The 24579-nt window shown below is 70.8% G+C and carries 25 protein-coding genes and 1 pseudogene; 15 read left to right on the top strand and 11 right to left on the bottom strand.

Annotated features, from left to right (window positions below; genetic code table 11):
• Positions 1-57 precede the first annotated feature (57 nt).
• Positions 58-1638 (top strand): methyl-accepting chemotaxis protein, encoded by a 1581-nt coding sequence (locus tag AB0E90_RS12910; RefSeq protein ID WP_360403397.1) that lies wholly within the window; start codon positions 58-60, stop codon positions 1636-1638.
• 31 nt (positions 1639-1669) lie between these two features.
• Here AB0E90_RS12910 and AB0E90_RS12915 read toward each other — a convergent pair whose 3' ends face one another.
• The gene (locus AB0E90_RS12915) at positions 1670-3184 is read right to left on the bottom strand and encodes a methyl-accepting chemotaxis protein (protein ID WP_360403399.1); all 1515 of its coding nucleotides are present in this window, start codon (positions 3182-3184) and stop codon (positions 1670-1672) included.
• 133 nt (positions 3185-3317) lie between these two features.
• On the opposite strand from AB0E90_RS12915, the gene AB0E90_RS12920 reads away from it, so the two are divergent.
• From AB0E90_RS12920 to AB0E90_RS12945, 6 genes are all read left to right on the top strand, one after another.
• Entirely contained in the window at positions 3318-5192 is a 1875-nt protein-coding gene (locus AB0E90_RS12920; protein ID WP_360403401.1) for an AMP-binding protein, read from the top strand.
• 83 nt (positions 5193-5275) lie between these two features.
• Positions 5276-5941, top strand: coding sequence for a PASTA domain-containing protein (locus AB0E90_RS12925; RefSeq protein ID WP_360403403.1), 666 nt, complete (start codon positions 5276-5278; stop codon positions 5939-5941).
• 36 nt (positions 5942-5977) lie between these two features.
• Positions 5978-7303, top strand: a complete 1326-nt coding sequence (locus tag AB0E90_RS12930; protein WP_360403405.1) for an MFS transporter — start codon at positions 5978-5980, stop codon at positions 7301-7303.
• A 14-nt stretch (positions 7304-7317) separates the two neighbouring features.
• Positions 7318-8496, top strand: a complete 1179-nt coding sequence (locus AB0E90_RS12935) for a sugar efflux transporter (RefSeq protein ID WP_360403407.1) — start codon at positions 7318-7320, stop codon at positions 8494-8496.
• Between the two features lie 89 nt (positions 8497-8585).
• Positions 8586-9305, top strand: coding sequence for a hypothetical protein (locus AB0E90_RS12940; protein ID WP_360403409.1), 720 nt, complete (start codon positions 8586-8588; stop codon positions 9303-9305).
• Positions 9306-9350: 45 nt separating this feature from the next.
• A complete protein-coding gene (locus AB0E90_RS12945) occupies positions 9351-10607 on the top strand; it encodes a hypothetical protein (RefSeq protein WP_360403410.1) in 1257 nt (418 codons plus the stop codon).
• Here AB0E90_RS12945 and AB0E90_RS12950 read toward each other — a convergent pair whose 3' ends face one another.
• The 4 genes from AB0E90_RS12950 to AB0E90_RS12965 form a co-directional block, all read right to left on the bottom strand.
• Positions 10608-10874, bottom strand: a complete 267-nt coding sequence (locus AB0E90_RS12950) for a hypothetical protein (RefSeq protein WP_360403411.1) — start codon at positions 10872-10874, stop codon at positions 10608-10610.
• A 174-nt stretch (positions 10875-11048) separates the two neighbouring features.
• Positions 11049-12413: a transaminase gene (locus AB0E90_RS12955; RefSeq protein ID WP_360403413.1), complete on the bottom strand. Its 1365-nt coding sequence runs from the start codon at positions 12411-12413 to the stop codon at positions 11049-11051.
• Between the two features lie 39 nt (positions 12414-12452).
• Positions 12453-13403 carry a nucleoside hydrolase gene (locus AB0E90_RS12960; RefSeq protein WP_360403415.1) on the bottom strand — a complete coding sequence of 317 codons (951 nt, stop codon included), beginning with the start codon at positions 13401-13403 and terminating at the stop codon, positions 12453-12455.
• Positions 13337-14917, bottom strand: coding sequence for a sulfatase (locus AB0E90_RS12965; protein WP_360403417.1), 1581 nt, complete (start codon positions 14915-14917; stop codon positions 13337-13339). Before AB0E90_RS12965 ends, AB0E90_RS12960 begins: the two co-directional genes overlap by 67 nt.
• A gap of 238 nt (positions 14918-15155) precedes the next feature.
• Between AB0E90_RS12965 and AB0E90_RS12970 the strand changes: the two genes are divergently transcribed.
• From AB0E90_RS12970 to AB0E90_RS12980, 3 genes are all read left to right on the top strand, one after another.
• On the top strand, positions 15156-17525 hold the full coding sequence (locus AB0E90_RS12970; RefSeq protein WP_360403419.1) for a phosphoketolase family protein: 2370 nt from the start codon (positions 15156-15158) through the stop codon (positions 17523-17525).
• A gap of 282 nt (positions 17526-17807) precedes the next feature.
• Positions 17808-18227: a hypothetical protein gene (locus AB0E90_RS12975; RefSeq protein WP_360403421.1), complete on the top strand. Its 420-nt coding sequence runs from the start codon at positions 17808-17810 to the stop codon at positions 18225-18227.
• Positions 18228-18365: 138 nt separating this feature from the next.
• Complete coding sequence (locus AB0E90_RS12980; protein WP_360403423.1) at positions 18366-19052, top strand: hypothetical protein; 687 nt, start codon at positions 18366-18368, stop codon at positions 19050-19052.
• On the opposite strand, the gene AB0E90_RS12985 is transcribed toward AB0E90_RS12980, so the two are convergent.
• Both AB0E90_RS12985 and AB0E90_RS12990 read right to left on the bottom strand, forming a co-directional pair.
• Complete coding sequence (locus tag AB0E90_RS12985; protein ID WP_360403425.1) at positions 19031-19477, bottom strand: GNAT family acetyltransferase; 447 nt, start codon at positions 19475-19477, stop codon at positions 19031-19033. The genes AB0E90_RS12980 and AB0E90_RS12985 overlap by 22 nt on opposite strands.
• A complete protein-coding gene (locus tag AB0E90_RS12990) occupies positions 19474-20055 on the bottom strand; it encodes a TetR family transcriptional regulator (protein ID WP_360403427.1) in 582 nt (193 codons plus the stop codon). Before AB0E90_RS12990 ends, AB0E90_RS12985 begins: the two co-directional genes overlap by 4 nt.
• A gap of 61 nt (positions 20056-20116) precedes the next feature.
• Between AB0E90_RS12990 and AB0E90_RS12995 the strand changes: the two genes are divergently transcribed.
• Positions 20117-20437, top strand: a complete 321-nt coding sequence (locus AB0E90_RS12995) for an SDR family NAD(P)-dependent oxidoreductase (RefSeq protein ID WP_360403429.1) — start codon at positions 20117-20119, stop codon at positions 20435-20437.
• Between the two features lie 50 nt (positions 20438-20487).
• Positions 20488-20958, top strand: a complete 471-nt coding sequence (locus AB0E90_RS13000) for a hypothetical protein (RefSeq protein ID WP_360403431.1) — start codon at positions 20488-20490, stop codon at positions 20956-20958.
• Here the strand turns inward: AB0E90_RS13000 and AB0E90_RS13005 are convergent.
• Entirely contained in the window at positions 20945-21640 is a 696-nt protein-coding gene (locus tag AB0E90_RS13005) for a phosphotransferase (RefSeq protein WP_360403433.1), read from the bottom strand. The genes AB0E90_RS13000 and AB0E90_RS13005 overlap by 14 nt on opposite strands.
• Before the next feature lie 90 nt (positions 21641-21730).
• A complete protein-coding gene (locus AB0E90_RS13010) occupies positions 21731-22234 on the bottom strand; it encodes a TetR family transcriptional regulator C-terminal domain-containing protein (RefSeq protein ID WP_360404363.1) in 504 nt (167 codons plus the stop codon).
• Here AB0E90_RS13010 and AB0E90_RS13015 point away from each other — a divergent pair.
• From AB0E90_RS13015 to AB0E90_RS13025, 3 genes and pseudogenes are all read left to right on the top strand, one after another.
• A pseudogene (locus AB0E90_RS13015) lies at positions 22193-22573 on the top strand (SDR family NAD(P)-dependent oxidoreductase); the annotation flags it as partial. The gene AB0E90_RS13010 and the pseudogene AB0E90_RS13015 overlap by 42 nt on opposite strands.
• A 35-nt stretch (positions 22574-22608) precedes the next feature.
• A complete protein-coding gene (locus AB0E90_RS13020) occupies positions 22609-22701 on the top strand; it encodes a hypothetical protein (RefSeq protein WP_360403435.1) in 93 nt (30 codons plus the stop codon).
• Between the two features lie 114 nt (positions 22702-22815).
• A complete protein-coding gene (locus tag AB0E90_RS13025) occupies positions 22816-23763 on the top strand; it encodes an ankyrin repeat domain-containing protein (RefSeq protein WP_360403437.1) in 948 nt (315 codons plus the stop codon).
• Here AB0E90_RS13025 and AB0E90_RS13030 read toward each other — a convergent pair.
• A complete protein-coding gene (locus tag AB0E90_RS13030; protein WP_360403439.1) occupies positions 23760-24089 on the bottom strand; it encodes a hypothetical protein in 330 nt (109 codons plus the stop codon). The genes AB0E90_RS13025 and AB0E90_RS13030 overlap by 4 nt on opposite strands.
• Before the next feature lie 31 nt (positions 24090-24120).
• Positions 24121-24531 (bottom strand): acyl-CoA dehydrogenase family protein, encoded by a 411-nt coding sequence (locus AB0E90_RS13035; RefSeq protein ID WP_360403441.1) that lies wholly within the window; start codon positions 24529-24531, stop codon positions 24121-24123.
• Positions 24532-24579 lie beyond the last annotated feature (48 nt).

The raw sequence follows: 24579 nt of genomic DNA on the forward strand, positions 1-24579 counted from the left end.
GCGGGGGACGACCGTGCCGATCTCTCTAGTGCGAAGTGCGACCAGGAGAGGCGTGCCATGGGACTGCTCAGTTGGTTCGACGACCGCTCGCTGCGGGGCAAGATCGGCACCGCCGTTCTGACGGCGACCGCCGCGGGTGTGATCGTCGGCGGCGTAGCGATCGTGACGCTCAGGGGGCAGAACACCGACGCTGCCTCCGCGCAGCGAAGGACCATCGCGGTCGAGTCCGCGGCCGCTTCGTTCGCCAAGAACATCGAGTCGTATTCGGGAAACCAGTCGGCGATCAAGCTCTACCCGAGCCTGGCCGACGGTCTGAAGCAGTCGCTGGCCGCCAACGAGAAGGCGATCGGCGACGCGCTCTCCAGCCTGGAGACGAACCTGGTCGGCGACAGCGCCGGCCTGGCCGCGGTGACGAAGGCCAAGACCGACTGGGCGGCGTATCTGAAGTTCTCCGACACGGATCACAGCAAGGACACCCCGGCGCAGCTGCAGCAGGCGGTGACCGACTACAACGTCCTGTACGGCGCCGTGGTCGCCGACGAGACCACCCTTCAGGAGCGCGCTCAGGCCCTGTCCGAAGCAGGCATCTCCACCGCCGAGGGCGACACCGACTGGGCGACCTGGGTCGTGGCCCTGCTGCTGGCGGTAGGCGTACTCCTGAGTCTTCTGATCGGCTTTCGGGTCGTCAGCCGCATCCGCAGCGCCGTGCAGGGCGTCTCGCTCCTTGCCGAAGGGCTCGCCGAGGGCGACCTGACCCGTACGTCCGGGGTGACCAGCCATGACGAGGTCGGCCGGATGGCCGCCGCGCTGGACCGGGGGATCTCGCGCCTGCGGGAGGACCTGGTGCAGCTGGCCGGCAATGCCGGCACGCTGAACTCGGCGGCCGCGCAGTTGACCACCGTGTCCGGTGAGGTCGACGCGGCCGCCACCGAGGCGTCGACGCAGGCCGGTTCGGTGGCCGCGGCCGCCGATGTGGTCTCCAACAACCTGCAGGTCGTGTCGGCCGGCTCGGAGGAGATGGGCTCGGCGATCCGGGACATCAGCGTCTCCACCACCGAGGCGTCCGAGGTGGCGGTGCAGGCCGTCGAGGTGGCCGCGCAGACCAACCGGATCGTCGGCCGGCTCGGCGAGTCGTCCGCGGAGATCGCCTCGGTGGTCAAGACGATCACCGCGATCGCCGAGCAGACCAACCTGCTGGCCCTGAACGCGACGATCGAGGCGGCCCGGGCCGGCGAGTCCGGTAAGGGCTTCGCGGTCGTCGCCGGCGAGGTCAAGGACCTGGCGCAGGAGACGGCGAAGGCCACCGAGGACATCTCCCGGCGGGTCTCGACGATCCAGAGCGACACCGACGGCGCGGTCGCCGCGATCGGTGAGATCTCGGCGATCATCGAGCGGATCAACGGCATCCAGCTGGCCATCGCCTCGGCGGTGGAGGAGCAGACGGCGACCACGCAGGAGATGAACCGCACGCTGAACGAGGCGGCGGTCGGCGCCGGCAGCATCGCCCAGACGATCGGGACGGTCTCGGATGCGACCCGGCGCACCTCGGGCGCGGTCGGCGAGACCCGCAGCGCGGCGAGCGAGCTGGCCGTCACCGCGAACCAGCTGCAGACGCTGGTTTCGCGGTTCCGTTACTGAGAGTTCGAAAAGCGCAGGCCCGGAACGGGGATCAGCGCTCGAACTGGTGGGCCATGGTGGCCTGCTCCTCGAGCACTTCGCCGATCCGGGCCTGCACCGCGTCCAGCTGACCGATGGTGTCGCTGGTGGTGCGGATCCCGGCGGCAACCGACTCGGCGCTGGATTGCAGCGCGGCGATCTGCTCGGAGACCCGCTTGGTCGCCTCGGCGGTCTCCCGGGCCAGCTCCTTGACCTCGCCGGCGACGACCGCGAAGCCCTTGCCGATCTCGCCGGCCCGGGCCGCCTCGATGGTGGCGTTGAGGGCGAGCAGGTTGGTCTGGTCGGCGATCGAGGTGATCACCTTGATGACGTCGCCGATCGAGTTCGAGGCGTCGCCGAGGGCGGCCACGTCGCCGGTCATGTCGGAGGCACGGCTGACCGCCTGGTCGGCGACCCGGGTCGCGTCGTTGGTGGCCTCGCGCAGCCGGCCGACCGTGTCGAGCAGGGCGCGGGCGTTGGTGGCCGCGACCTCGTTGCTGCGCACGATGTCGAGGCGCTGGGAGACCAACTGCTGCACGTTGCGCAGCGCGTCGGCCCGGGAGTCGCTGAGGTCGATGAACTCGGTGGTGAAGAAGTCCATCGTGCCGACGATCCGGTCCATGCTGACGATCGGGAAGCAGACGCCGGAGCGGACCCCGGCGCGGGTGGCGGCGGGGGCCCGCACGCAGTCGGTGAGGTCGCCGATGTTGCGGACGAAGACCAGGTCCTTGGCCCGCCAGGCCCGCCCGGAGAGGCCGACGCCCTCGGCGAACGTCGCCGCCAGGGTGACCTTGCGGAACTCGTCGCCGGCCGAGCCGGACTCGACCCGGAACTTGAGGACGTTCTCGGAGTCGTCGATCTCCCAGTAGGAGCCGTAGGCCCAGCCGAACGCGGTGCGGACCGCGTCGAGGGCGGACTTCAGCGCCCGGGACGAGTCGTTGGTGTGCCCGAGAGCGCTGACCACGTTGGTGACCGCGAGGCGGTCGTCGGCGATCTGGCGGGTCAGGAACGCGGCGAGGGAGGCCTGCCGGGCCTGCTCGGCCACTCGCATGATGGCGCCCCACTTGCTGATCAGGGCGCTGTCCACGGCTTCGGGGGTGCGGCCGTACATCTCGAGGACGGCGGTGACGGCGCCGCGCTGGACGATCGGCATGGCCACGGCGGCGGTGGCGCCGGCCCGATGGGCGGCGGCCAGGCGCGGGTCGGTGCCCGGGGTGTCGGAGTAGACCGCCTCCCGGTTGCGGATGGCCTGCTGCACCAGGCTGGCCCGGTCGGCGGTGCCGGCCAGTGAGCTCGCGATGCGACCGAGTTCGTACACGACGCGGGGCACGCCGTTCTCGACGACCCAGGCCGCGCCGTACTCCATGTCGTAGAACTCGACGTACGTGGACGCGAAGATGCGCCACGTGCTCGGTTCGTCGGTGGCGGTTTCAAGATTCGCCACGAACTCCTCGAGAGCCTCGATGTCGCGCGGGTTACGCCGCTGCGCCACGGGCTGATCGACCGGCCTTCTTCCGAACAGACCCATGAAGTCAGGCTACGTAGTGATTTACCGGTTTTCCCCGTAATAGCCAGGTTCGGCGGATCGCTTCGGCGCAGGCCGCGTACCGTTCGGCGCTGAGCCCTCCGCCGGCGCCCCGGCCAGGTGTTTGACTGGCCGCATGGGCGACTACCAGCGGGCGTACGAGCGGAGCGGGTCCGATCCCGAGGGGTTCTGGCGGGACGCGGCCACCATGATCGACTGGGTGACGCCGCCCGGGCGCATCCTCGACGACAGCGCCGCCCCGCTGTACCGGTGGTTCCCCGGCGCCGAGCTGAACACCTGCCACAACGCGCTCGACCGGCATGTCGACGCCGGTCGCGGGGAACAGCCCGCCCTGGTGCACGACAGTCCGGTGACGGGCGTGCTCACGACGTACACCTATCGGGGTCTGCGCGACGAAGTCGCTGTTTTCGCCGGTGCGCTGCGCCGGCTGGGAGTCGCCCGGGGTGACCGGGTGGTGATCTACATGGCGATGATCCCGGAGACGGTGGTGGCGATGCTGGCGTGCGCCCGTCTCGGCGCGGTGCACTCGGTGGTGTTCGGCGGTTTCGGCGCCAAGGAGCTGGCGGCCCGGATCGACGACGCGCGGCCGGTCGTGGTGGTCGCGGCGTCCTGCGGGGTGGAGGCCGGGCGGGTGGTGCCCTATCTGCCGATGCTCAACGCGGCCCTGGAGCTGGCCACCCACCGGCCGGGCCGCTGCGTGATCTTCCAGCGGCCGCAGCATCCCGGCTCGCTGCATGCGGGGCGCGACGTCAGCTGGGCGGAGGCGGTCGACGGGGCCGAGCCGGCGGAGTGCGTGCCGGTGGCGGCGACCGATCCGCTCTACATCCTCTACACCTCCGGCACCACCGGGAAGCCGAAGGGCGTGGTGCGCGACAACGGCGGGCATGCGGTGGCGTTGCGCTATTCGATGGCGGCGATCTTCGCGACCGGGCCCGGCGACGTCTTCTGGGCGGCCTCCGACGTCGGCTGGGTGGTGGGTCATTCCTACATCGTGTACGCGCCGCTGCTCACCGGGGCGACCACGATCCTCTACGAGGGGAAGCCGGTCGGCACGCCGGACGCCGGGGCGTTCTGGCGGGTCGTGGCGCAGCATCGGGTGACCACGATGTTCACCGCGCCCACCGCCATCCGGGCGATCAAGAAGGAGGATCCGTCCGGGCTGCTGGTGCGCGGGAAGAATCTGAGCAGCCTCCGGCAGCTCTTTCTCGCCGGCGAAAGGCTCGACCCGCAGACGTACGAATGGGCCGGCGACCTGCTCGGCGTGCCGGTGATCGACAACTGGTGGCAGACCGAGACCGGCTGGCCGATCGCCGCCAGTCCGCGAGGAATCGAGGTGCTGCCGACCAAGCCCGGCTCGCCGTCCCTGCCGATGCCCGGTTACCGGGTCAAGGTGGTCTCGCCCGCGCCGGGGGAGGACGGTCCCGTCCTGATCGAGCTGCCCCTGCCACCGGGCTGCCTGACCACCCTGTGGGGCGACGACGATCGGTATGTGCGGTCCTATCTGTCGGCGTACCCGGGGAATTATCTGACCGGCGACGGCGGGCGCTTCGACGACGACGGCTACCTGTACGTCATGGGCCGCACCGACGACGTCATCAACGTGGCCGGCCACCGGCTGTCCACCGGCGCGATGGAGGAGGTGCTCGCCTCCCACCCGGCGGTCGCCGAATGCGCGGTGATCGGCGTGGCCGACCCGCTCAAGGGGCAGCTGCCGCGCGGCTTCGTGGTGCTGAAATCCGGCGTGGACGCCGACCCGATCGGCCTCGAGGAGGAACTGGTCGCGCTGGTCCGCGCCCAGATCGGCCCGGTCGCGTCGCTGCGCCGCGTCGACGTGGTGACGGCCCTGCCGAAGACCCGCTCCGGCAAGATCCTGCGCCGCACCATGCGCGGCATCGCCGACGGCGCCGACGAGCCGGTGCCGTCCACCATCGAGGACCCGGCCGTCCTCGACCGCCTCCGCCCGGTCCTGCTCGATCATCGATCGACGTGAGTCGGTACCCTGCCGCGCATGGGTCTGCGTGATCTGTTCTCCTCCGGCCGCGACCGCAAGGTCGGCGACAAGATTCAGCGCGGGTGCTGCTCGTCGCGATCAGCATGCTGCTCGCGATGCTGGTGACGGCGATTCTGCTGTCTCTTTCGGTCGATGACGGCGGGGCCGGGATCGCCGCGTTCGCGCTGTTCGTGGCCGCGGCCACGATCGGTGCCGCGCTCGGCTTCCTGTTCGGACTGCCGCGCGCCCGGCTGGCCGACGAGTCGACGTCGACCAGCACCTTTTATTTGACCAACTCCAACCTGATCAAGGTCTCCGACTGGCTGACGACCATCGTCATCGGCCTCGGCCTGGTCAACCTGGGCAAGGTCATCCCGGCGCTGCGGTCCCTGGCGCACGCCCTGCACGCCCCGCTCGGCGGCAAGGCGTACTCCGGCGCCATCGGCCTGTCGGTGCTGATCGTCGGTGTGCTGGCCGGCTTCCTGCTGTACTACCTGTGGACCAGCATCCGGGTGCGCGAGCTGCTGGAGGACGCCGAGCGGCAGAACCAGCAGACGGTCCCGGAGCTGCGCAACCAGACGCTGGGCGAGGCCCGCGAGACGGCCAGCCAGAACAACGTCACCCTGCTGGTCCCGGAGGACGCCCCGGATTCGTCGCTGGTGACCCGCCAGGGCGTGCCGCCGGGCACGACGGTCCGCTCGGGCACGGCCGTCTCGGTGAGCACAGTGGAACCGCCCGGCGGAAAATAGCGCGACATTCGCCGGCATCAACCGGAGAATCTCCGGGTGATCGTCGACGTCGTTCTCCGCCAGGTGCGTCCGCCGTCACCTCTGGCCGGCCGGCTCTCCGCCCAGTCGCTGCTCTTCGCCCTCGGCGAAGGCGCCTTCATGACCGGCTCGGCGGTCTTCTTCACCCAGATCGTCGGGCTGTCCGCCGCCCAGGTCGGTCTCGGCCTGACCGTTGCCGGGATCGCCGCGTTCCTGGCGGCGCTGCCGATGGGCAAGCTGGTCGACCGCTTCGGGCCCCGGAAGATGTGGGCGGTCAGCGCGGCCGGGCAGGCGGCGATGTTCGCGGTGTGGCCCTTCATCACCGGCTTCCACGGCTACCTCGCCATGGCCGTCGGCATGGAGGTGATCGGCGCTCTCGGCGAGGTGGCGTACGGCGCGTACACGATCGACGTCCTGCCGCCCGGCGAGCGGGTGAAGTCCCGGGCCTACATGTACTCCGCGCTCAACCTCGGCTTCACCCTCGGCGCCCTGTCCGGCGGCATCGCGCTGGCCTTCCACTCCAACGACGTCCTGCACGCGCTGCCCTGGTTCACCGCCGCGGCCTTCCTGGTCAACGGCACCGCCATCAGCCGGCTGCCGAAGGCCCCGCACGACAACCGCACCCCGGCCGACCGCAAGGTGAAGGTGCCCGGGCCGGGACCGCTGCGCAACCCCGGCTGGCTCCTCACCTGCTTCTTCGAGGGTGTGTTCTGGACCAACCAGGTGCTTCTCAACGTCGTGATCCCACTGTGGCTGGTCGAGGAGACCGACGCGCCGCGGGTGCTGCTCGCCTTCCTGTTCGGCACCAACACCGTGATGTGCATCTTCCTGCCGATGGTGGCGGCACGCGGCGTTGTGGGCATCTCCACCGCCCTGCGGGCGATCCGGGTGTCGTCGGCCTTCTTCGTGATCTCCTGCCTGATCACGCTGGCCACCCACGACACCGTCGGCTGGGTCACGATCGCCCTGGTCTGGCTGGGGCACGTCACGGTGACCGGGGCCGAACTCTACCTCTCGGCCGCCAACTGGACGTTCGAGGCTGAGCTGATGGATCCGCGCCAGCGCGGCGCCTATCAGGGGGCGGCCAAGCTGAGCAGCACCCTCGGCAAGGTGTGGGCGCCCGCGGCGTACACGTTCCTCGCGATGAACTGGGGCGCCACCGGCTGGCTGGTGATCGCCGGCATCGTCGTGGTCGCGACCATCGCGGTGCACCCTTCGACCCGTCTGGCGCGGCGCTTCCTCGAGGCCCACGTCCCGGCCGACGTCCTGGCCGACGCCCGCGCCACCGAGCCCGCTCCGGTCGGCCCGACGCCGCTCACCACCGCGGAGCCGGCGCCGGAGTAAGCCGGGTTTATTCGGTGTCGCCGGGGAGGTTCGGCGGGTACGAAGATCGCGTGCCCTTTCTTGCGTTGTTCGCGGCCGTGCTGCTGCTCGGGATCGCCGATTCGATGGTCAGCACCTACCTCGTGCTGTTCGGGGCCGATGTGGTCGGGCTGACGCCGGTTCAGGTCGGTGTGTGGTTCTCGGTGTTCGCGCTGGCCGGGATCACGATCAGTTGGTGGCTGGGGCGGCTGTTCGACCGGCGGCCCGCCCGGGCGTACGCGATCGTCGTGATCCTGCTCAGCTCGGTGGGCTATCTGCTGTTGCCCCGGGTGTCGAACTTCGTGGTGCTGCTGCTGATGGCGGTGACCGTGCTCGGGGCGATGGGGGCCGCATTTCCGCAACTGTTCTCGCTGGCCCGGGCCGTGCTCGGCGAGGGCGCCGCCGGGCAGCGGTCCGCGCCGCTGCTGCGGTCGGCCTGGTCCCTCGCCTGGGCGGTCGGGCCGTTGCTCGGCGCGTTCGTCCTGTCCAGGAGCGGCTACACCTGGCTGTTGTGGACGTCCGCGGGGGTGTTTCTCGTGGCCGCGCTGACCGTTCTCGTGGTCCCGCGGCCCGGGCCGGTCGCGGTGGCCGACCGGACGCCGGGTGGCACCCCGGTGCTGCTGACCGTGAGCGTCACGCTGTTCTTCACCGCGATGTTCGCCGGTGGCCTGGCGCTGCCGCTGTTCGTGACGCGGGAGCTGGATCAGGGGGCGGCGTCGGTCGGGGTGCTGTTCAGTGTCTGCGCCGCGGTGGAGGTGGTGGCGACGCTGGGGCTGGCCGCCCTGCCGGACCGGGTCAGCCAGCGGTTCCTCATTCTCGGTGGCTTCGTCGCGTTCGTCGCGTACTACGTCCTGACCGTGGTGTCGTCGGGCCTGGCGATGCTGGTGGCGGGGCAGGTCCTGCGCGGCGTGGGGATCGCGATCGTCGGGGCGGCCGGCATCCGCTACTTCCAGGACCTGCTCGCCCCGGCGACCGGGCGCGCGACCACCCTGTTCGCCAATGCGTCCACCGCCGGGCTGTTGGTCTCCGGGGTGCTGTCCGGGCTGGCGATCGAGCACTTCGGCTACCGGGTGACGCTGGTGCTCTGCGGGGTGGCGGCGGCGCTGGGCGGGGTCGCCTTCACGCTCGGGTCGCGCCGTCTGACCCGCGGAGCACAACCCGTGCAACGCGTTTAACGTCACCGCAATGGCCGTGGTCGTGGGGTGACTTGCGGCGTCGGTTAGCCTTGGGGTGTCCGCAAGGTTAACGGAAGGTGTACGCGACTGTGGCAACCACTGGCTTCTGGCAGGCCGCCCCGCTGCGGACCCTGGCCGGGCAGGTGCCACAGGTCGAGCTGAAGATCGTGGTGCCGCAGCACCGCGGGCGCAAGCTCGGCATCGACCCCAACCGCGGGCCGGCCCGCCGGGTCTACTTCCTCGACACCCCTGACCTCGACCTCTACCGGCACGGCGTGATCATCCGGTTCCGCGATCACGCCCGTCGCAGGGACGACGCGGTGGTCAAACTGCGGCCGGTCGTGCCCGGCCGGGTGCCCGGGTGGCTGCGCGACGCCAACCGGTTCCGGATGGAGATCGACGCGCTGCCCGGCCACGCGGTGTGCTCCGGCGCGCTCAAGGAACGGCTCGGCCGCAAGGACGTGTCGCGGGCGCTGGCCGCCGGGCGACCGCTGGCCAAGCTGCTGTCCGCCCGGCAGCGCCGGCTGCTCGGGAAATACGCCCCGGCCGGCATCCGCCTCGGCGACCTGACCGTGTTCGGGCCGATCGACGTGCGCTGCGCCAACGTCAAGCTGCGTGGCCTCAACCGCGGCCTGACCGCCGAGCGGTGGCGCTACCCGGACGGCTCGGACCTGCTCGAACTGTCCACCAAGTGCCCGGTCGACGAGGCCGCCAAGGTGGCCGGCCGGGTGTCGACCGCGCTGCGCGCCTACGGCGTCGAGCCGGCCGACCTGCAGCGCACCAAGACCGAGCTGGCCCTGCAGGCCTGAAACGGGGTCGACGGCCGCCGATCGGTCGTGGTTTGATTCGCGCTCGTGAATCACGGGCGGATCCTGGCCGCACTCCTTCTCCTTCTCCTCGGCTCGCTCGCAGCCTGCACCTCGCCGGCTGACGCCACGCCGGCGCCGGCCGCGTCCTCGGCGCCCGTCGTCGACGACATCCCGGTCAGCCCGTTCGAAGCGGCGATCACCCTGCTCCGCAAGCAGGGCGGCGCGCTGCTGGCCGGCGACGAGGCCGGCTGGCTGGCCGCCGTCGACCCGGGACAGTCGGCCCTGCAGGCCCGCTACCGCAGCATGTTCGCCACGCTGCGCGCCCTCGACATCAGCCAGTTCCTCTACACGCCGCATCTGCTGTCCGACCCCGGCAACCCGGTCATGAAGATCGACTCCGACGTGTCGTACTGCTTCAGCCTGGGTCTGTGCCCGGCGTTCAGTTACGACGTCGAGGCGCCCAAGGTGCGCCAGATCCTGACCGTCAAGAACGTCGGCGGCCAGCTGCTGATCACCGCGCTCGCGGTGCCGAAGGAGACCGGTGCGCTGCAGCCGGCCCCGTGGGAGAACACCACGCTGACGTTCCGGCAGGGTGCTCGGGTGACTGTGGCCGCTCCGGCGAGCGAGGCGGCGAAGCTGGATGACGTGCTCGCCATCGCCGAGGCGGCCGCGAAGCTCAACGACCGCATCGCCGGGTACGTCGAGAACCCGCAGAAGCGTTACCGCATCTACCTGGCCGACGCCAAGGCGTGGCGCACCTGGTACCAGGGCGAGAAGGACAAGTGGGTCATCGGTTACTCGATCAACCTGAACACCGCCGGCGCCGACGTGGTGCTCAACATGCCGCGGTTGACCGGTGACCGGAAGGTGCTGGTCACGACGATTCAGCACGAGATGGGCCACGTGGTCACGCACAGCGGCGTCAACGGGCGTGGCCGGCGTGACATGTGGCTGACCGAGGGGATCGCCGAGTACATCGGCTGGCAGCCGGCCGCCGCCACCGCGAGCTGGCGCCGCCCCTCCGTGCACGCGGCCGTGCACGGCGCCCACCGCCCGTCGTCGATCGCGCTGCCCGCACCGGCCGACGGCGCCTCCGGGTCGCAGATGGACGCCTTCTACGGCCTCAGCCACTTCGCGATGAGCTGCCTGGCGAGCAAGTACGGCGAGCGCGCCCTCTTCGACTTCGTCCGCTACCGCATGCAGAACGGATTCGAGTACGACGACGCGTCCCGCCGAGCCTTCCACCAGCCGTTCACCACGGTCGACAAGGCCTGCGTCAGCTGGATCCGCACCACGGCGTGATCAGCTCTTCTTGACGATGATCTTCCGGCCGGAGGCCTTGACCACGTACGAGATCGTCTTCTTGGTCCAGGGGTTTGTTGCGGAAACCTGGACGCCCTGGCTGATGGTCGTGACCTTGACGATCGCGGCGCCTTCGCGGGCGTTGACCGCCGCCGAGTCCCGGCGCACCAGCTTGCGCAGTGAGGACACCTTTACCGTCCCGCCGTGCGCGGCCGTCCGTGCGTCGGCCACGCCACGGGTGACGGCGGTCTTCACCGCGCCCGGCATGTCCAGCTACGCCGAACTCGGAATGCCGAACAGGCCACCGGCGAGCGCGGCGGTGACCACCAGACCGGCGGGCCGGAAGGTGGGGGACATGCATCACCTCATGCAGGAAGGAGAACATCAGGACCGAGCGACGCCATGATCGGTCGAGGCGCCGGCCGCATGAGGGTTGCGGCGTCAGGTGAGCTCGGCCAGGGCGGCGGCGAAGACCTCGTGGTGGCGGTCCACGTCGGCGCGGGTGGTGGCGGGGGACATCAGGGCCATGTTGTGGAACGGGGTCAGCAGGATCCCCCGGTTGGCCAGGTAGACGTGCAGGAAGTCCTCGAGCTCGGCGTCCGCCGTCGCGGCCGACTCGGTGCCGTTGCGGGGCGCGGGGTTGGCGAAGCGGTATTCGACCCGGGCGCCCAGCTGGGCCACCGACCAGGGCAGCTGGTGGTCGTCGATCAGCTTCTGGACGCCGTCGGCGAAGGCGGCCGCCGTCTCGATCATGCCGGCGAACGCTTCCTCGGTCAGGACCTCGGTCAGGGTGGCTCGGGCGGCGGCCATCGAGACCGGGTTGCCGGCCAGGGTGCCGCCGACGCCGCCCATGTCGACCAGGTCCAGGTCGGCCCGGCCGATCAGGGCGTCGGCGAGAGCGGCTGACAGCCCGTACGCGCCGATCGGGATGCCGCCGGCGATGGCCTTGCCGATGGTCAGAACGTCCGGTTCGAGGCCCCAGGCCGCGGTGGCGCCGCCGGGGCCGGCCGAGAACGTGTGGGTCTCGTCGTTGATCAGGTAGGTGCCGTAGCGGCGGGTCAGCTCGCGGACGCCGGTCAGGTAGCCGGGCTCGGGGAGCACGATGCCGATGTTGGTCAGCGCCGGCTCCATCAGGACGGCGGCCACGTCGCCGTGCGCCAGCTCGCGTTCCAGGCCGGCCAGGTCGTTGAACTCGGCCACCCGCGACGTATTCGTCACGTCGGTCGGGGCGCCCACGTTGCCCTCGCGGGACTCACCGTGGCCGTCGGGGCCGACGACGATCAGGGACTCGTCGACCGAGCCGTGGTAGCAGTAGCTGTTCACCAGGATCTTCGGCCGGCCGGAGACGGCGCGCAGCAGGCGGACGGCCCAGCGGTTCGCGTCGGTCGCGGTCAGGGCGAAGCTCCAGTACGGCAGGCCGAAGCGCCGGGCCAGCTCGGCGCCGACGAACGCGGCGTCCTCGGTGGGCAGCATCGTGGTCGCGCCGCCCAGCTCGGCCAGCCGGTGGGTGACGGCGGCGACCACGGGGGCGGGGGAGTGGCCGGCCATCGCGCCGGTGTCGCCGAGGCAGAAGTCGACATACTCGTGGCCGTCGATATCCGTCAGGCGGGCGCCGCGGGCGGTGCCGACGTAGACGGGGAAGCCGGCGGCGTTCTTGTTCATCCACGTCATCGGGACGCGCCCGAACAGGTGGTCGGCGCTCGCGTAGGCGGCCGCCGAGCGTGGGTGACGGTCGGCGTAGACACCCCGCTCGCGGTGGGACAGCGAGGCGAGACGAGCGCGATCAACTCCGGAATCCGTCGGCATGGCGCGACGCTACCAACGAACAGCGCGCCATGGGAGGGGTCAGCTACGGAATCCGAGGATCTTGGCGAGGATCAGGGGAGCGGCGGGCTCGGCGAGTGCGAGCACCACCCGTACACCTGAATCAGCTGTCGCGTCCTCTCGCACCGCTCCCGAGTCGTCGATCCGCAGCGGCAGCTGCGGGGCGTCCGGCGTTACCGCGCCCACCGCGATCGCCGCCGCGAGCGGATCGTGCAGCGGGATCTCGCGGACGCCCAGTTTCGGCGCGTAGAAGTCGAAATAGGCGGAGAGCATGTCGGCCAGCGCCTCGTGCAGCGGGGTGCCGCCGGCTCGCAGTGCCGCCTGGTCGGCGACGGTCCAGCGATGCTGCATGGTGACGTCGAGCGGAACCAGGGTCAACGGCCAATCCGCGGCCAGTACGGCGGCGGCCGCGGCCGGATCGTCGTGGATGTTGGCCTCGGCGCCCCCGGGGCGGTTGCCGGGGACGCGGACCGCCCCGCCCATGACCGTCACCGACGCGATCAGCGACGGCAGGCCGGGCGCGGCCGTCAGCGCCGCGGCCAGGTTGGTGCAGGGGCCGGTCACCAGAATATGCAGTTGGCCGGGATTGTCCCGGGCGAGGTCGATGAGCAGCTCTTCGGGGGCCCTTTTGTCGGGGGCGTCACCCATGGGCAGCGTCACCCCGCCGACCCCGTTGCCGCCGTGCACCTCGGCGGCCCCCTCGCGAAAGGCGCCAGTACCTATCGCGAGGGGAATTCCGGAAATGCCGGAAAGCGCCAGGATGCCCAGCGTGTTCCGGGCGGCCTGGACGGCCGAGGTATTCCCGTTCGTCGTCCCGATGCCGACGATCTGGACATCGGGACACGACAGCAGGAAGGCGATCGCCAGCGCGTCGTCGACGCCGGTGTCGCAGTCGAGGTAGAGCTTCAGGATGCCGCCACCTTCGGGCCGAACGCGGTGAAGAACCGGTCCCGGAACGCGTTCATCGGCCACACCGGGGTGTCGCCGGCCGGCCGCAAACCCTGCGCCCACTTCCAGTCGGTGATCCGTGACAGCACAGTCTTGTCCTTGGTGACGATCGAGATCGGCACGTCGTGGCTGGCCCCGGCCCCGGACGCGATCGGCGAGGGCTGGTGGTCGCCGAGGAAGACGAGCACGAGGTTGTCGTCACCATACTTCGTCACCCAGTTCACCAGGGACGTCACCGAATAGACGATCGACTTGCCGTACTCGGGCCGCACGTCGCGGGGGTTGGCCCAGAGCGCCTTCGGCTTCTTGCCGTCGGCGGCCATCGAGGCGTAGACCGAGCCGTCGCCGATCGAGTCCCAGTCGTCGAGGTAGCTCGGGATCGGCGCCCACGGCGTGTGGCTGGACACCAGCGGCATCTCGATCATCAGCGGAGCCCGGTTCGGCTTCTGGTACTCGATGGTGTTGAGCTGCTTGAGGGTGTACTGGTCGGGCATCGGAGCCCAGGAGAACTTCGGGCCCTGGTAACCGAGATTGCGGGAGTCCCAGACCGCGTCGTACCCGTAGAACGCGCCCTCCGGCCAGGCCCGGGTGGCGCCCGGCATGACGCTGACCGTGCGGGCGCCGGCGTTCTTGAACGCCCGGGTCAGGGTGAGCCGGTTGCTGGAGACGAGGTTCCGGTAGCGTTGCTCGTTGTTGATCCACAGCCCGGACTCGAAGGTGGAATGGGCCAGCCAGCTGCCGCCGCCGAAGGTGGGCGAGGTGAGCCAGCCGGACTCGGAGCTGAAGCCGGCCGCGGCCAGCTGCTGGGTGCCGGCGTCCAGGACCGGGTCCACCATCGGGGCGAGGGCCGGGTGCTCGACGGCGCTGCGGCCGTAGCTCTCGACGAACGTGAAGATCACGTCCTTGCCCTTGAGCGCGGTGAGCATCTTGTCCGGGGCGACGTTCGCGAACGCGTCGCTCTTCACTTCCTTCTCGAACTGGGAGGCGTCGGCGAAGCCGGCCCGTGCCTGGTGGGCGCGGTCCCAGGCGTACGTCGCGGTGCTGCGCGCGGCGATCGGCACGGCGCCGGTGAACGACGCGCCGAGGGCGAACGTGGCGGCCCAGGCCACCGCGATGCCACCGGCCGCGTACATCGCCCGGCGGTGATGGTTGCCGACCAGCTTGCCGACCCGCAGAACCGCCCAGGTGGTGAGCGCCATGATCCCGCCGACCAGAAGCAGGATGGCGGCGACGGCGCCGATCGCGGCCGCCCTGCCGTAGGAGTCGACCACGAAGCTGTACGCGTCGTCGAACAGCACCCAGTCCAGGACCGGGTCGAACGGCCGGTTCAGCTCGGAGAAGAAGCCCATGTCCAGGCACTTCTCGATCACCAGCCACCCCAGCAGCACGCCGGTGACGATCCCGACGACGCGGCGGGCGCGGGCCGGGACGAGCAGCAGGGCGATCAGAAAAGCGCCCTCGACCGGAATGCGGAGGAAACCTGGCGGGGACAGCCTGGACAGGATGTTCGGGAAGACCAAGGCCGCAAAGAGCAGCAAACCCGCCAGAACGGTCAATGTTCGGTTGACCGCCGGGCGGGAAAACAGGGCGAAGAAGCGGTGAATCCGGGACTGTGTGGGGAGTGGGGCATCGGGCTGCACTCCAGGTGGAACGGATCAGCGCCAGCAGCGGTTCACCGTCACTTAAAAGTCACCGCAAGGCCAAAAGACCCTACGAAAGCGGTTCCGTGACCCCGTAGCGTCGGAGCCAGACGAAGATCCGCGAAAGGAATCCACCGTGACCACGGTCAGTGCCGATCTTGTCCGTACCTTGGGCGAGCCCAGCCAGGAAGACCTCGACAGGCTGGACGCCTGGTGGCGGGCCAACAACTATCTGACGATCGGTCAGATCTACCTGAAGGCCAACCCGCTGCTGCGTGAGCCCCTGAGTGCGGACCACATCAAACCGCGCCTGCTCGGCCACTGGGGCACCAGCCCCGGCCTCTCCTTCATCTACGCGCACGTGTCCCGCCTGATCAAGCTGACCGGGCAGGAGGCCATCTACCTGGCCGGCCCCGGGCACGGCGGCCCCGCGCTGGTGGCGGCGGGCTACCTCGAAGGCACCTACACCGAGCACTTCCCCAGCATCACCCAGGACGAGGGCGGGCTGCTGCGGATGTTCCGCCAGTTCTCCAGCCCCGGCGGCATCCCCAGTCACGTGTCGGTGACCACGCCCGGCTCCATCCACGAGGGTGGTGAGCTCGGTTATGTCCTGGTCCACGCGTTCGGCGCGGTGATGGACAACCCCGACCTGCTGGCCATCGCGGTGGTCGGCGACGGCGAGGCCGAGACCGGCCCGCTCGAGGGCTCGTGGAAGGGCGTCTCCTTCATCAACCCGGAGCGGGACGGCGCCGTGCTGCCGATCCTGCACCTCAACGACGGCAAGATCTCCGGCCCGACCGTGCTCGGCCGCAAGGACCCGGAAGACGTCCGCTCGCTGCTGCGTGGCCACGGCTACCAGATCATCGAGGTCTCGGGCGAGGACCAGCCGGGGATGCACCTGCGGTTCGCGAAGGCTCTCGCCGACGCGTACGACGCGATCCAGGCCAAGAAGAACGGCAACAAGGATGTCCGCTGGCCGGTGATCATCCTGCGCTCGCCGAAGGGCTGGACCGGCCCGCACGAGGTCGACGGCGTTCAGGTCGAGGGCACGTGGCGCTCCCACCAGGTGCCACTGTCCGGCGTCCGGGAGAACCCGGAGCACCTCAAGCTCCTGGAGAAGTGGCTCAAGTCGTACCGTCCGGAGGAGCTGTTCGACGCCACCGGCGCACCGGCCCGGCTGGTGCGCGAGGCGTCGCCCGAGGGCAACCTGCGGATGAGCGCCAGCCCGCACGCCAACGGCGGGGTGCTCACCCGCGACCTCGACATGCCCGACTTCCGCAAATATGCGATCGACGTCCAGAAGCCCGGCACCGAGCACGCCGAGTCGACCCGCAAGCTCGGCGAGATGATGCGAGACATCTACACGTCGAGCCCCGACCGGTTCCGGCTGTTCTGCCCCGACGAGACCAACTCCAACCGGCTCGGCGCCGTCTTCGAGGTCTCCGACCGGGCGTTCATGGAGCGCACCATCCCCGGCGACGTGAAACTCAGCGCCGACGGCCGCGTGATGGAGGTGCTCAGCGAGCACAACTGCCACGGCTGGCTCGAGGGATACAACCTGACCGGCCGGCACGGCCTGTTCGCCACCTACGAGGCGTTCGCCATGGTCAGCGCGTCGCAGACGGTGCAGCACGGCAAGTGGCTGCAGGAGGCCGCGCACCTGCCCTGGCGGGCCAAGGTGCCGTCGCTCAACATCCTGCTCACCTCGACGGCGTGGCGTAACGACCACAACGGCTTCAGCCACCAGGGCCCCGGCCTGCTCCAGGTCGTGCTCAACCAGCGCGGCAACGTGGCCCGGGTCTACCTCCCGCCGGACGCGAACTGCCTGCTGTCGGTGGCCGACCACTGCTTCCGGTCGCGCTCCTACGTCAATCTGATCGTCATCGACAAGCAGCCTCAGCTGCAATATCTCACGATGGACGAGGCGATCGCGCACTGCGCGCGGGGCGCGGGCATCTGGGACTGGGCCGGCACCGACGACGGCGTCACCGACCCCGACATCGTCCTGGCCTGCGCCGGCGACGTGGTCACGATGGAGACGGTGGCGGCGGCGCAGATCCTCAAGGAGAAGCTGCCCGGGTTCAAGACGCGGGTGGTCAACGTGGTCAACCTGATGAGCCTGCCCCGCCCCAAGGACCACCCGCACGGCATGTCGGAGGTGCAGTTCACCGAGCTGTTCACCGACACCGTCGACGTGGTCTTCGCCTTCCACGGCTACCCCGGCGCCATCCACCAGGTCGTTCACGGCCGGCCCGACGCCGACCGGTTCCGGGTGCGCGGCTTCATCGAGCAGGGCACCACGACCACCCCGTTCGACATGACGGTCCGTAACAAGACGTCGCGCTACCACCTGGTCATGGACGCCATCAACAACGCCAAGCGCCTGCCGCGCGGCGCCGCCGACCTGAAGGCCTGGTGCGAGAGCCAGCTGGCCAAGCACGAGGCCTACGTGGTCGAAAACCTGGAGGACATGCCCGAGGTCCGCGACTGGGCACTGCCCCGCTGAAACCCATAGGGATACGGGATTCGGACGAGTCCCGTGCGAATCGAACAGGCCGCAGCCGGCCGATGCCGTTCCTTGCCGCCGGGCCGGACCCGGGGCAGGGAACGGCCTTTTCATCGGCGAGGACGTCCGGATGTACCGGTTGAGTCCGCATTGGATGGTCAGTTGCGCGGCCGACCGCCTCGGGGTGCTGAACCGCCGCGGAGTCGATGCGGGACAGCTGTTTACGACCGCTGATCGAATGCAGTAAATTCCGCTCGCCGAATATCTCGGGGAGGCGGCCGAATGACGACGGCGGAACGGGTAAACCTGCTGGTCCCGGCCGAGGTGGTGGCTCGCCTGTCAATTCCGGACACCAGCGGCGCCGCGCCGGCCCTGCCCACCCCGATCCGCGGCGGCGATTTGTTCCTGCCGGGCGTCCCGGCCGCGCTCGCCGCGCAGTGGATCGACCGCAACCCTGGCGTCTACACGGTGTCCCGCCGCCCGGCGGTTCGCCGCTACCCACCACACGTCTACCCGATCGCGGCCGTGCTCGCCCTGCTCACCGCCGTCCAGGCCGTGATCGTCCCCGCCGTCGACGGCGTCGCGAACCCGCCGTGGGCCTGGCTGCTGGGCCCGGCCCTGGCCGCGGCCGGCGTCACCCTGGCCTACAAGGCGATCCCGTTCGCCCACGTCCGCTACGCCCGGCCCCGGCCATCCGCCTGACTCGATCGGCGGCCAGCGCCGCCACATCGTCTGCTTGACCTGCGCTGAGTGGCTGGTCAAACACGAGTGGCGCCCGGCCCGCCCCGATCCGCTGGTCGATCGATCGGGATGAAATCGTCATGTCGTACGGTGGTCTCCATGACGCGGGCCGGGATTCTGCGCGATCTGCTGGACAACGGCCGAGACCATGACGCGCCGCGGCTGGCGGAGCTCGCCCGTGTGCTCGGCCTGCCGGTGGCGGACGTGCTGGTGGTCGGGGGTCACCCGGTGCCTGGCCAGCTGCTGCCTCCGGACCGGGAAAAGAAGGTCCTGCGGGAGTTCACCTACCGGGTGACGTACTGTGATCATCCGCAGCTGGCAGCCCTGTGCGCGTTCCTGGACGGTATGCCGGACGAACGCCCGCCGGCCGAGGCGCGCCCGGCACGCGACCTCGCGGGGGTGGATCCGTTCCCGGGAGTCCTGCGCGGGCTGATGAGCAATCGCGGGTTCGGGGTGCTGGAGTTCCCCTTCGTCGGGCTGTCCAGGAGCACCATCGCGGGCATGCTGGGCGGAGCATGGCACCAACTGTCGCAACTGCAGGAAGTCGCCGGTCCGCTGGGCTGGCGGCCGGGGGACCTGGCCGTCCTCGCGGGCGAGCCGGTGCGGGCTCTGGAGCACAGGCCGACGTTCTGTCACCACGTCGGGGCGGTCTTCCTGGCCGCCGTTCCCCGGACCTCCGAACAGTTGGTCCGCGCTGCCCGCGAGGCGGACCGGTTGAGTTCACGCGAGGACCATGGCGCCTGGCAGCCCGCTTCGGTCGGCATCTACGACTGTCCGGACGCCTGACGCGTCCCTTCGTCGAGAGGCTTGGTGCAGAGCACGTCCGGCATCGGCAGGTAGCCGAGCTCCTGCCAGAACCGCAGGGCGGCTTCGTTGTCCGGCAGGACCAGCAGGTTGATGCGCGGGCACGCCAGTTTCCGGAAGCGGCTCTCCAGCTCGGCGACCAGCGTGCGACCGATGCCCTGCCGCCGCCGGGCCGGGTCGACCGCGAGGCGCAGGATCCACCCGCGGCGGCCGTCGTAGGTGCCCATGACCACGCCCGTCACGTCGGCGCCGTCCTCGGCGACCAGGAACAGCTCCGGGTCGCGGGTCAGTTTCGCTTCCAGCTCGGAGCGCGGGACGACCTCCCGGCCGGCGGTCGCCCACACCGCCACGACGGCGTCGTAGTCCGCCCAGCGGAACTGCCGGATCCCCGCCGGGCCGGCCGTCACAGGGCCGGCGCGATCTGTTCGAAGGCGAGGTCGAGCAGGGCGATCGGGTCCTCCGGGTGGTCGGCCTCGGCCCAGCGGCGCAGGACGGCGACGAACGCGGCCAGCGCGGTGCCGGCGGCCAGCTCGGCGTGGAACGGCTCGACGCCGCGGGCGATCAGGGTGGCGGCCAGCGCCGGCTGCCACTGGGCCTGGCGCTCCAGGTAACGGGCCAGCAGCGACGGCGTGACCAGCACCAGGCGGACCACCCGCAGGGCCTTGTCGCGGGAGTCGCGGCAGTCCTCGATCGCGGCCGCCAAGGCGTGGCGCAGGGCCACCGCCGCCGGCTCCTCGGGCGGGCGGGACCGCACCACCGCCTGCATCACCTCGCCCAGGTAGGACAGGAGCTGGACGAGCACGTCCTCCTTGGACGCGAAGTAGCGGAAGAACGTGCGGCGCGACACCCCGGCCACCGCGACGATCTCGTCGACGGTGGTGGTCTCGAAGCCTTTGACCGCCATCGTCTGCAGCGCGGCCTCGGTCAGCTCGTCGACCACCAGCTGCCGTTTGCGCTGCGCGAGGCTGGGAGTCGGCAAATCCATGCGGCGATGATACGGCAGGCCGTTGTTGACACTCAGTGCCACCGGCGGCATGATGTGTCGCATGGCTGCTAAGTGGACGGTGGGTGACATCCCCGACCAGACCGGCCGGGTCGTCGTGATTACGGGGGCGACGAGCGGGCTCGGTCTGATCGTGGCGCGCGAGCTGGCCCGCGCCGGCGCCCGGGTCGTCGTCGGGGCCCGGGACCCGCGCAAGGCCGCGGCGGTGGGTGCCGGCCAGGAGGCGTACCCGCTGGATCTGGCCGATCTGGACTCCGTGCGAGAGTTCGCCGCGGCCGTGCGCAGCGGCCATGGCCGCCTTGATCTGCTCATCAACGACGCCGGCTGCAGTTCGCCGTCAACCATCTCGGGCATTTCGCCCTGACCGCGGCGCTGCTCGACCTGATCGAGGGCCGCATCGTCACGGTCACGTCGGTGCTGCACCGCAAGGGCCACCTCGACCTGGACACCCTGCGCGCCGACGGCGCCTACAAGGCGAACGCCGCCTACAACCGGTCGAAGCTCGCCAACCTGGTCTTCGCGCTCGAGCTGCACCGCCGCCTGACCGCCGCCGGGAGCCCGGTCCGCAGCATCGCCGCGCACCCCGGCTACGCGGTCACCAACCTGCAGGCCTCGGTGCCGCCCGGCTTCTACCGCTTCCTGCTCACCAAACTCGGCAACCCGCTGATCGCCGTGCCGGCGGCCACCGGCGCGCTGCCGCTGCTCTACGCGGCCACCGCACCCGACGCCCAGGGCGGCGCCCTGATCGGGCCGGGCGGCCTCGGCGAGATGCGCGGCGCCCCGGCCTCCTTGAAACCCTCCCCGGAGGCCGCCGATCCCGCGTCCGGCGAGCGCCTGTGGTCGGTGTCGGAGGAGCTGACCGGGGTCCGGTTCACGGCATCCTGAGGTTGGCCTCCAGATAGGCGAGGGCGTCCTCGGCGTCGCCGCCCTCGCCGTGCGGGCGGCGCAGGCCGTCGGTGTAGGCGGCGATGTCGGCGAGGATCCAGGACAGCCGATAGAAGTCGAGGCCGGCCTGCGACGGCGCGCGGCCGGTCGCCTCCTGGTAGCGGGCCAGGTCCGATGCCGCCGGCGTGAACGGATCCCGCGTGCGGAGCCACAGGTCACGCTCGGGTGGCGCGATACGGACGGTGTCCCAGTCGATCAGCAGCAGGCCCGCTACGGTGTGCAGGACGTTGCCGGGGTGGGGCTCGCCGTGCGTGATCACCCAGTCCGCGGTGGTGGCGCGCAGCTCGGCCGCCATCCGTTCATGGTCGTCCAGTCGGGACCGGATCTGCCGGTCGTGAGCGGCGAGCAACGCCTGGGCGTTGGCCGCATACGGTCCGCCGGCCCACGGTCCGTCGATGGCGGTGAGCAGATTCGCCCGCCCGGGGATCTCGAGGCCGGTTCGCTGGGCCGCTTCGATCGGCTCCACCAGGTGCAGGGTGGCGATCAGGCCGAGCACGCCTTCTCGCGAGTCGTCGTGGGGGCCGAAGTCGCCCGCCGTGCCGTTGATCAAGGGGTAGACCGACAAGGCGTGGCTCTCGCTCAGCGGCCACAACACCTGCGAGCCGTCGATCGGGGCGACCACGAAGTCGAGGCCGGCGTCGCGGCGTAACGCCCCACCCGGCGGCGAGCGCGGCCCGCACGTCGGCGTCGCTCACCCCGGCCGGCCGGTCCTTCATCCGGCCTGCCGCCGGCTGTAGGCCTCGATGAGGGGCAGGCCACGGAATGCCTGTTCGGCGGCGGCGTCCAGGGTGGCCTGGCTGATGCCGCCCTTGGCCATCACGTCCATGCCGCGGTTGAGGGCAAGGATCATGCAGGCGATCGAGCAGCCGTCGGCCTCGGGGGCGAGGTCGCCGTGGCGCTGAGCGGCGGCGACGCAGTCGGACAGGACGCGTTGCTGCTCGGCGAAGACGCCGAGGATGACGTCACGGGCCTCGGTGTCCTGGTCGCCGACCTCGAGGGCGAGCTTGCCGGCCATGCAGCCGAAGTGCTCGCCGTCGCGCAGCACGAATCCGGCGCCGGCCAGGATCCAGGCGCGCAGGCGGTCGATGGCGGTCCCGGCCGGCCCGTCGAGTTCCTCGTGCGTCTGGATCAGCGCCTGTCGCACGTACTCCTGCAGGGCCTTGATGAAGACCGTGTGCTTGTCGCCGAACGACGCGTAGAGGCTGCCGCGACCCACGCCGGTGGCGGCGGAGATGTCGTCGAGGCTGGTACCGGCCGCCGCGAGGCCGAGCTGGACAGGGCGGTCGCCGAGATCGGCCGCAACGTCCGCGCGGTGACCGGCGATATCGCGAACCTGGACGACCTCGACCGGCTCTACGCCACCATCGGGCAGGAGAAGGGGCGCCTCGGCATCCTGGTCGCCGACGCCGGCACCGTAGAGCTGCGCCCGACCGCGCTCGCCGACCCCGAACACTTCGACAAGACATTCGACACCAACGCCCGCGGGACCTACTTCACCGTCCAGAAGGCCCTGCCCCTGTTCGTCGACGGCGGCAGCATCGTGCTCGTCTCGTCCGGCATGAACGTCAAGGGCCCGGGCGGCCGGAGGAGATGGCCGGCGCCGTCTACCACCTGGCCTCCGACCAGAGCAGCTACACCACCGGTTTCGAGCTGGTCGCCGACGGCGGCGTCACCGAGAACTGATCCCCATCACCGGAGGATCAGGATGCTGAGCGGGATGACCGGGGCGGAGCAATCGGCCGCGTACGCCATACTGCAGCGCATGATTCGTTCCCTGCGTGACCCCGGCGAGGGCGTGTGACGGACGCCGACTGGTCGAGATTGTCGTGGTCGGACCTCGACGCGGTGCGGGCCCGGCTCGCGGCGGGCGCCGACCCGAACACCCTCGTTCGCGGGCGCGGGCGGCCGCTGCACCACGCCGCGCGGGCAGGCTCGGCCGAGGTGGTGGCGGAGCTGGCCCGGCTCGTCGACGACGTGGACGCGATCGACGACGGGCGCACCGCCCTCTGGCTCGCGGTTCAGTCCGGCCGGCCCGAAATCGTCCGCGCGCTGGTGGCCGCCGGCGCGGACCCGGAGCGGCCGATGATGGCCGGCTGGTCACCGGCGCGGCTGAGCCTGGCCGGGGCGACGCCCGGCCTGTTCGGCACGAGCGCGACGCTGACCGGGGGCGAGGCCGCCGCCGTCGCGGAGGCTCGCCGGCTGATCGACGCGCTGGCCGGGATCGACGGCGACGGCATGAGCCTGTGCTGCGTGGGCGGCATCGACGCGGCCGAGGCGGTCCGGCGCCTGGACGCCACGGCGGTCGAGGACGAGATCTCCGCCGAGGACATGTGGGACGCCACCGACGACGAGTCGATGCGGACGCTCGGTGTCACCGACGTGCCCGGCGGCTGCGTCGTCAGTCAGCCGTGGGCGTTCGGCGCATCGATGCCGCAGGTCGCGTTGCGGCTCTCGGCCGGCACCGCGTGCTATGGGATGTACGCCAATCCCAAGAGCGGCAACCAGGGCGCCTCGGTGCACGACGGCGTCATCACCGGCTGGGACCTGCATCCCGGCGGCGGATGGGCCGAGGCCGACGCGCCCGCGGCCGAGGTCCTGCGCCTCTTCCTCTACCAGCACCATGCCATCGAGTACTGCTGTGCCTACGCCGGAGTGCGCCCCGCCGACGCCCGCCCGTTCACCGAGCCCGACCGGTGGGTGCGGTTGCCCGATCGTGACTGGTGGGCAGTCGCCGCGACCGGCTAGTGGGAGCCGCGCCCGAAGACGTCGCGCCAGACGAGCTTGCGGTTGGCCTTGACCTCGTCGGACATCCCGAAGCTCTGGTCGCTGTTCTGCGGCAGCCCGGCGATCTTGACGCCGGCCCGGGCGAACAGCACATAACCGATGATCATCGGGATCACGTAGAGCACGACGAACAGGAGCAGGGAACCGCCTCCGAAGACCGGCACGGCCCCGGTCGCCATGGCGACCACGTAACCCGCGAGCACCAGCAACATGAGCCGGAACATCCAGACACCCGCACGGTACGCCGGGCGGGAACGCCGCACGTCGACGCCACCTTCATCGATCACGCCGGAACCGTAACGGGACCACCCGCACCGGTCAATGCGACCGGATCGGGGCGGCGGCGGCCAGCGCCGCGGTGCCCAGGGCCTGCAGGGCGACGTCCTCCTGCGGGGCGTGGACCAGGGCGGACTGGACGTCGCGGAAGTGGCGCTCCAGCGGGTTGTCGCGGCTCAGGGCGGGGTTGCCCAGCAGGCGGGTGGCCAGGGTGACGGCCGCTACCGCGTGGCGACCGGCGATCACCCGGGCGGCGAGGGCGTCGGGCGGCGGTGTGCCGGCGTCGAAGCGGGCGGTGGCGTCGAGCAGGAGACGTTCGGCCGTGGACAGCAGGGCCTCGATCTCGCCGGCCGCCGCCTTGAACCTCTCGGTGGTGGCGATCTGCCGGCCCAGGTTGGCCGGCACCCGGTCGTGGGCGAAGCGGTGGAACCAGTCCTGGGCGGCGCGGGCCACGCCGACGTAGATGGCGGCGAGCGGCAGGTGCAGGGCGCCGTCGTCGCC

Origin of the sequence: Actinoplanes sp. NPDC026619 (assembly GCF_040638295.1) — a bacterium.
Lineage (GTDB): Bacteria > Actinomycetota > Actinomycetes > Mycobacteriales > Micromonosporaceae > Actinoplanes.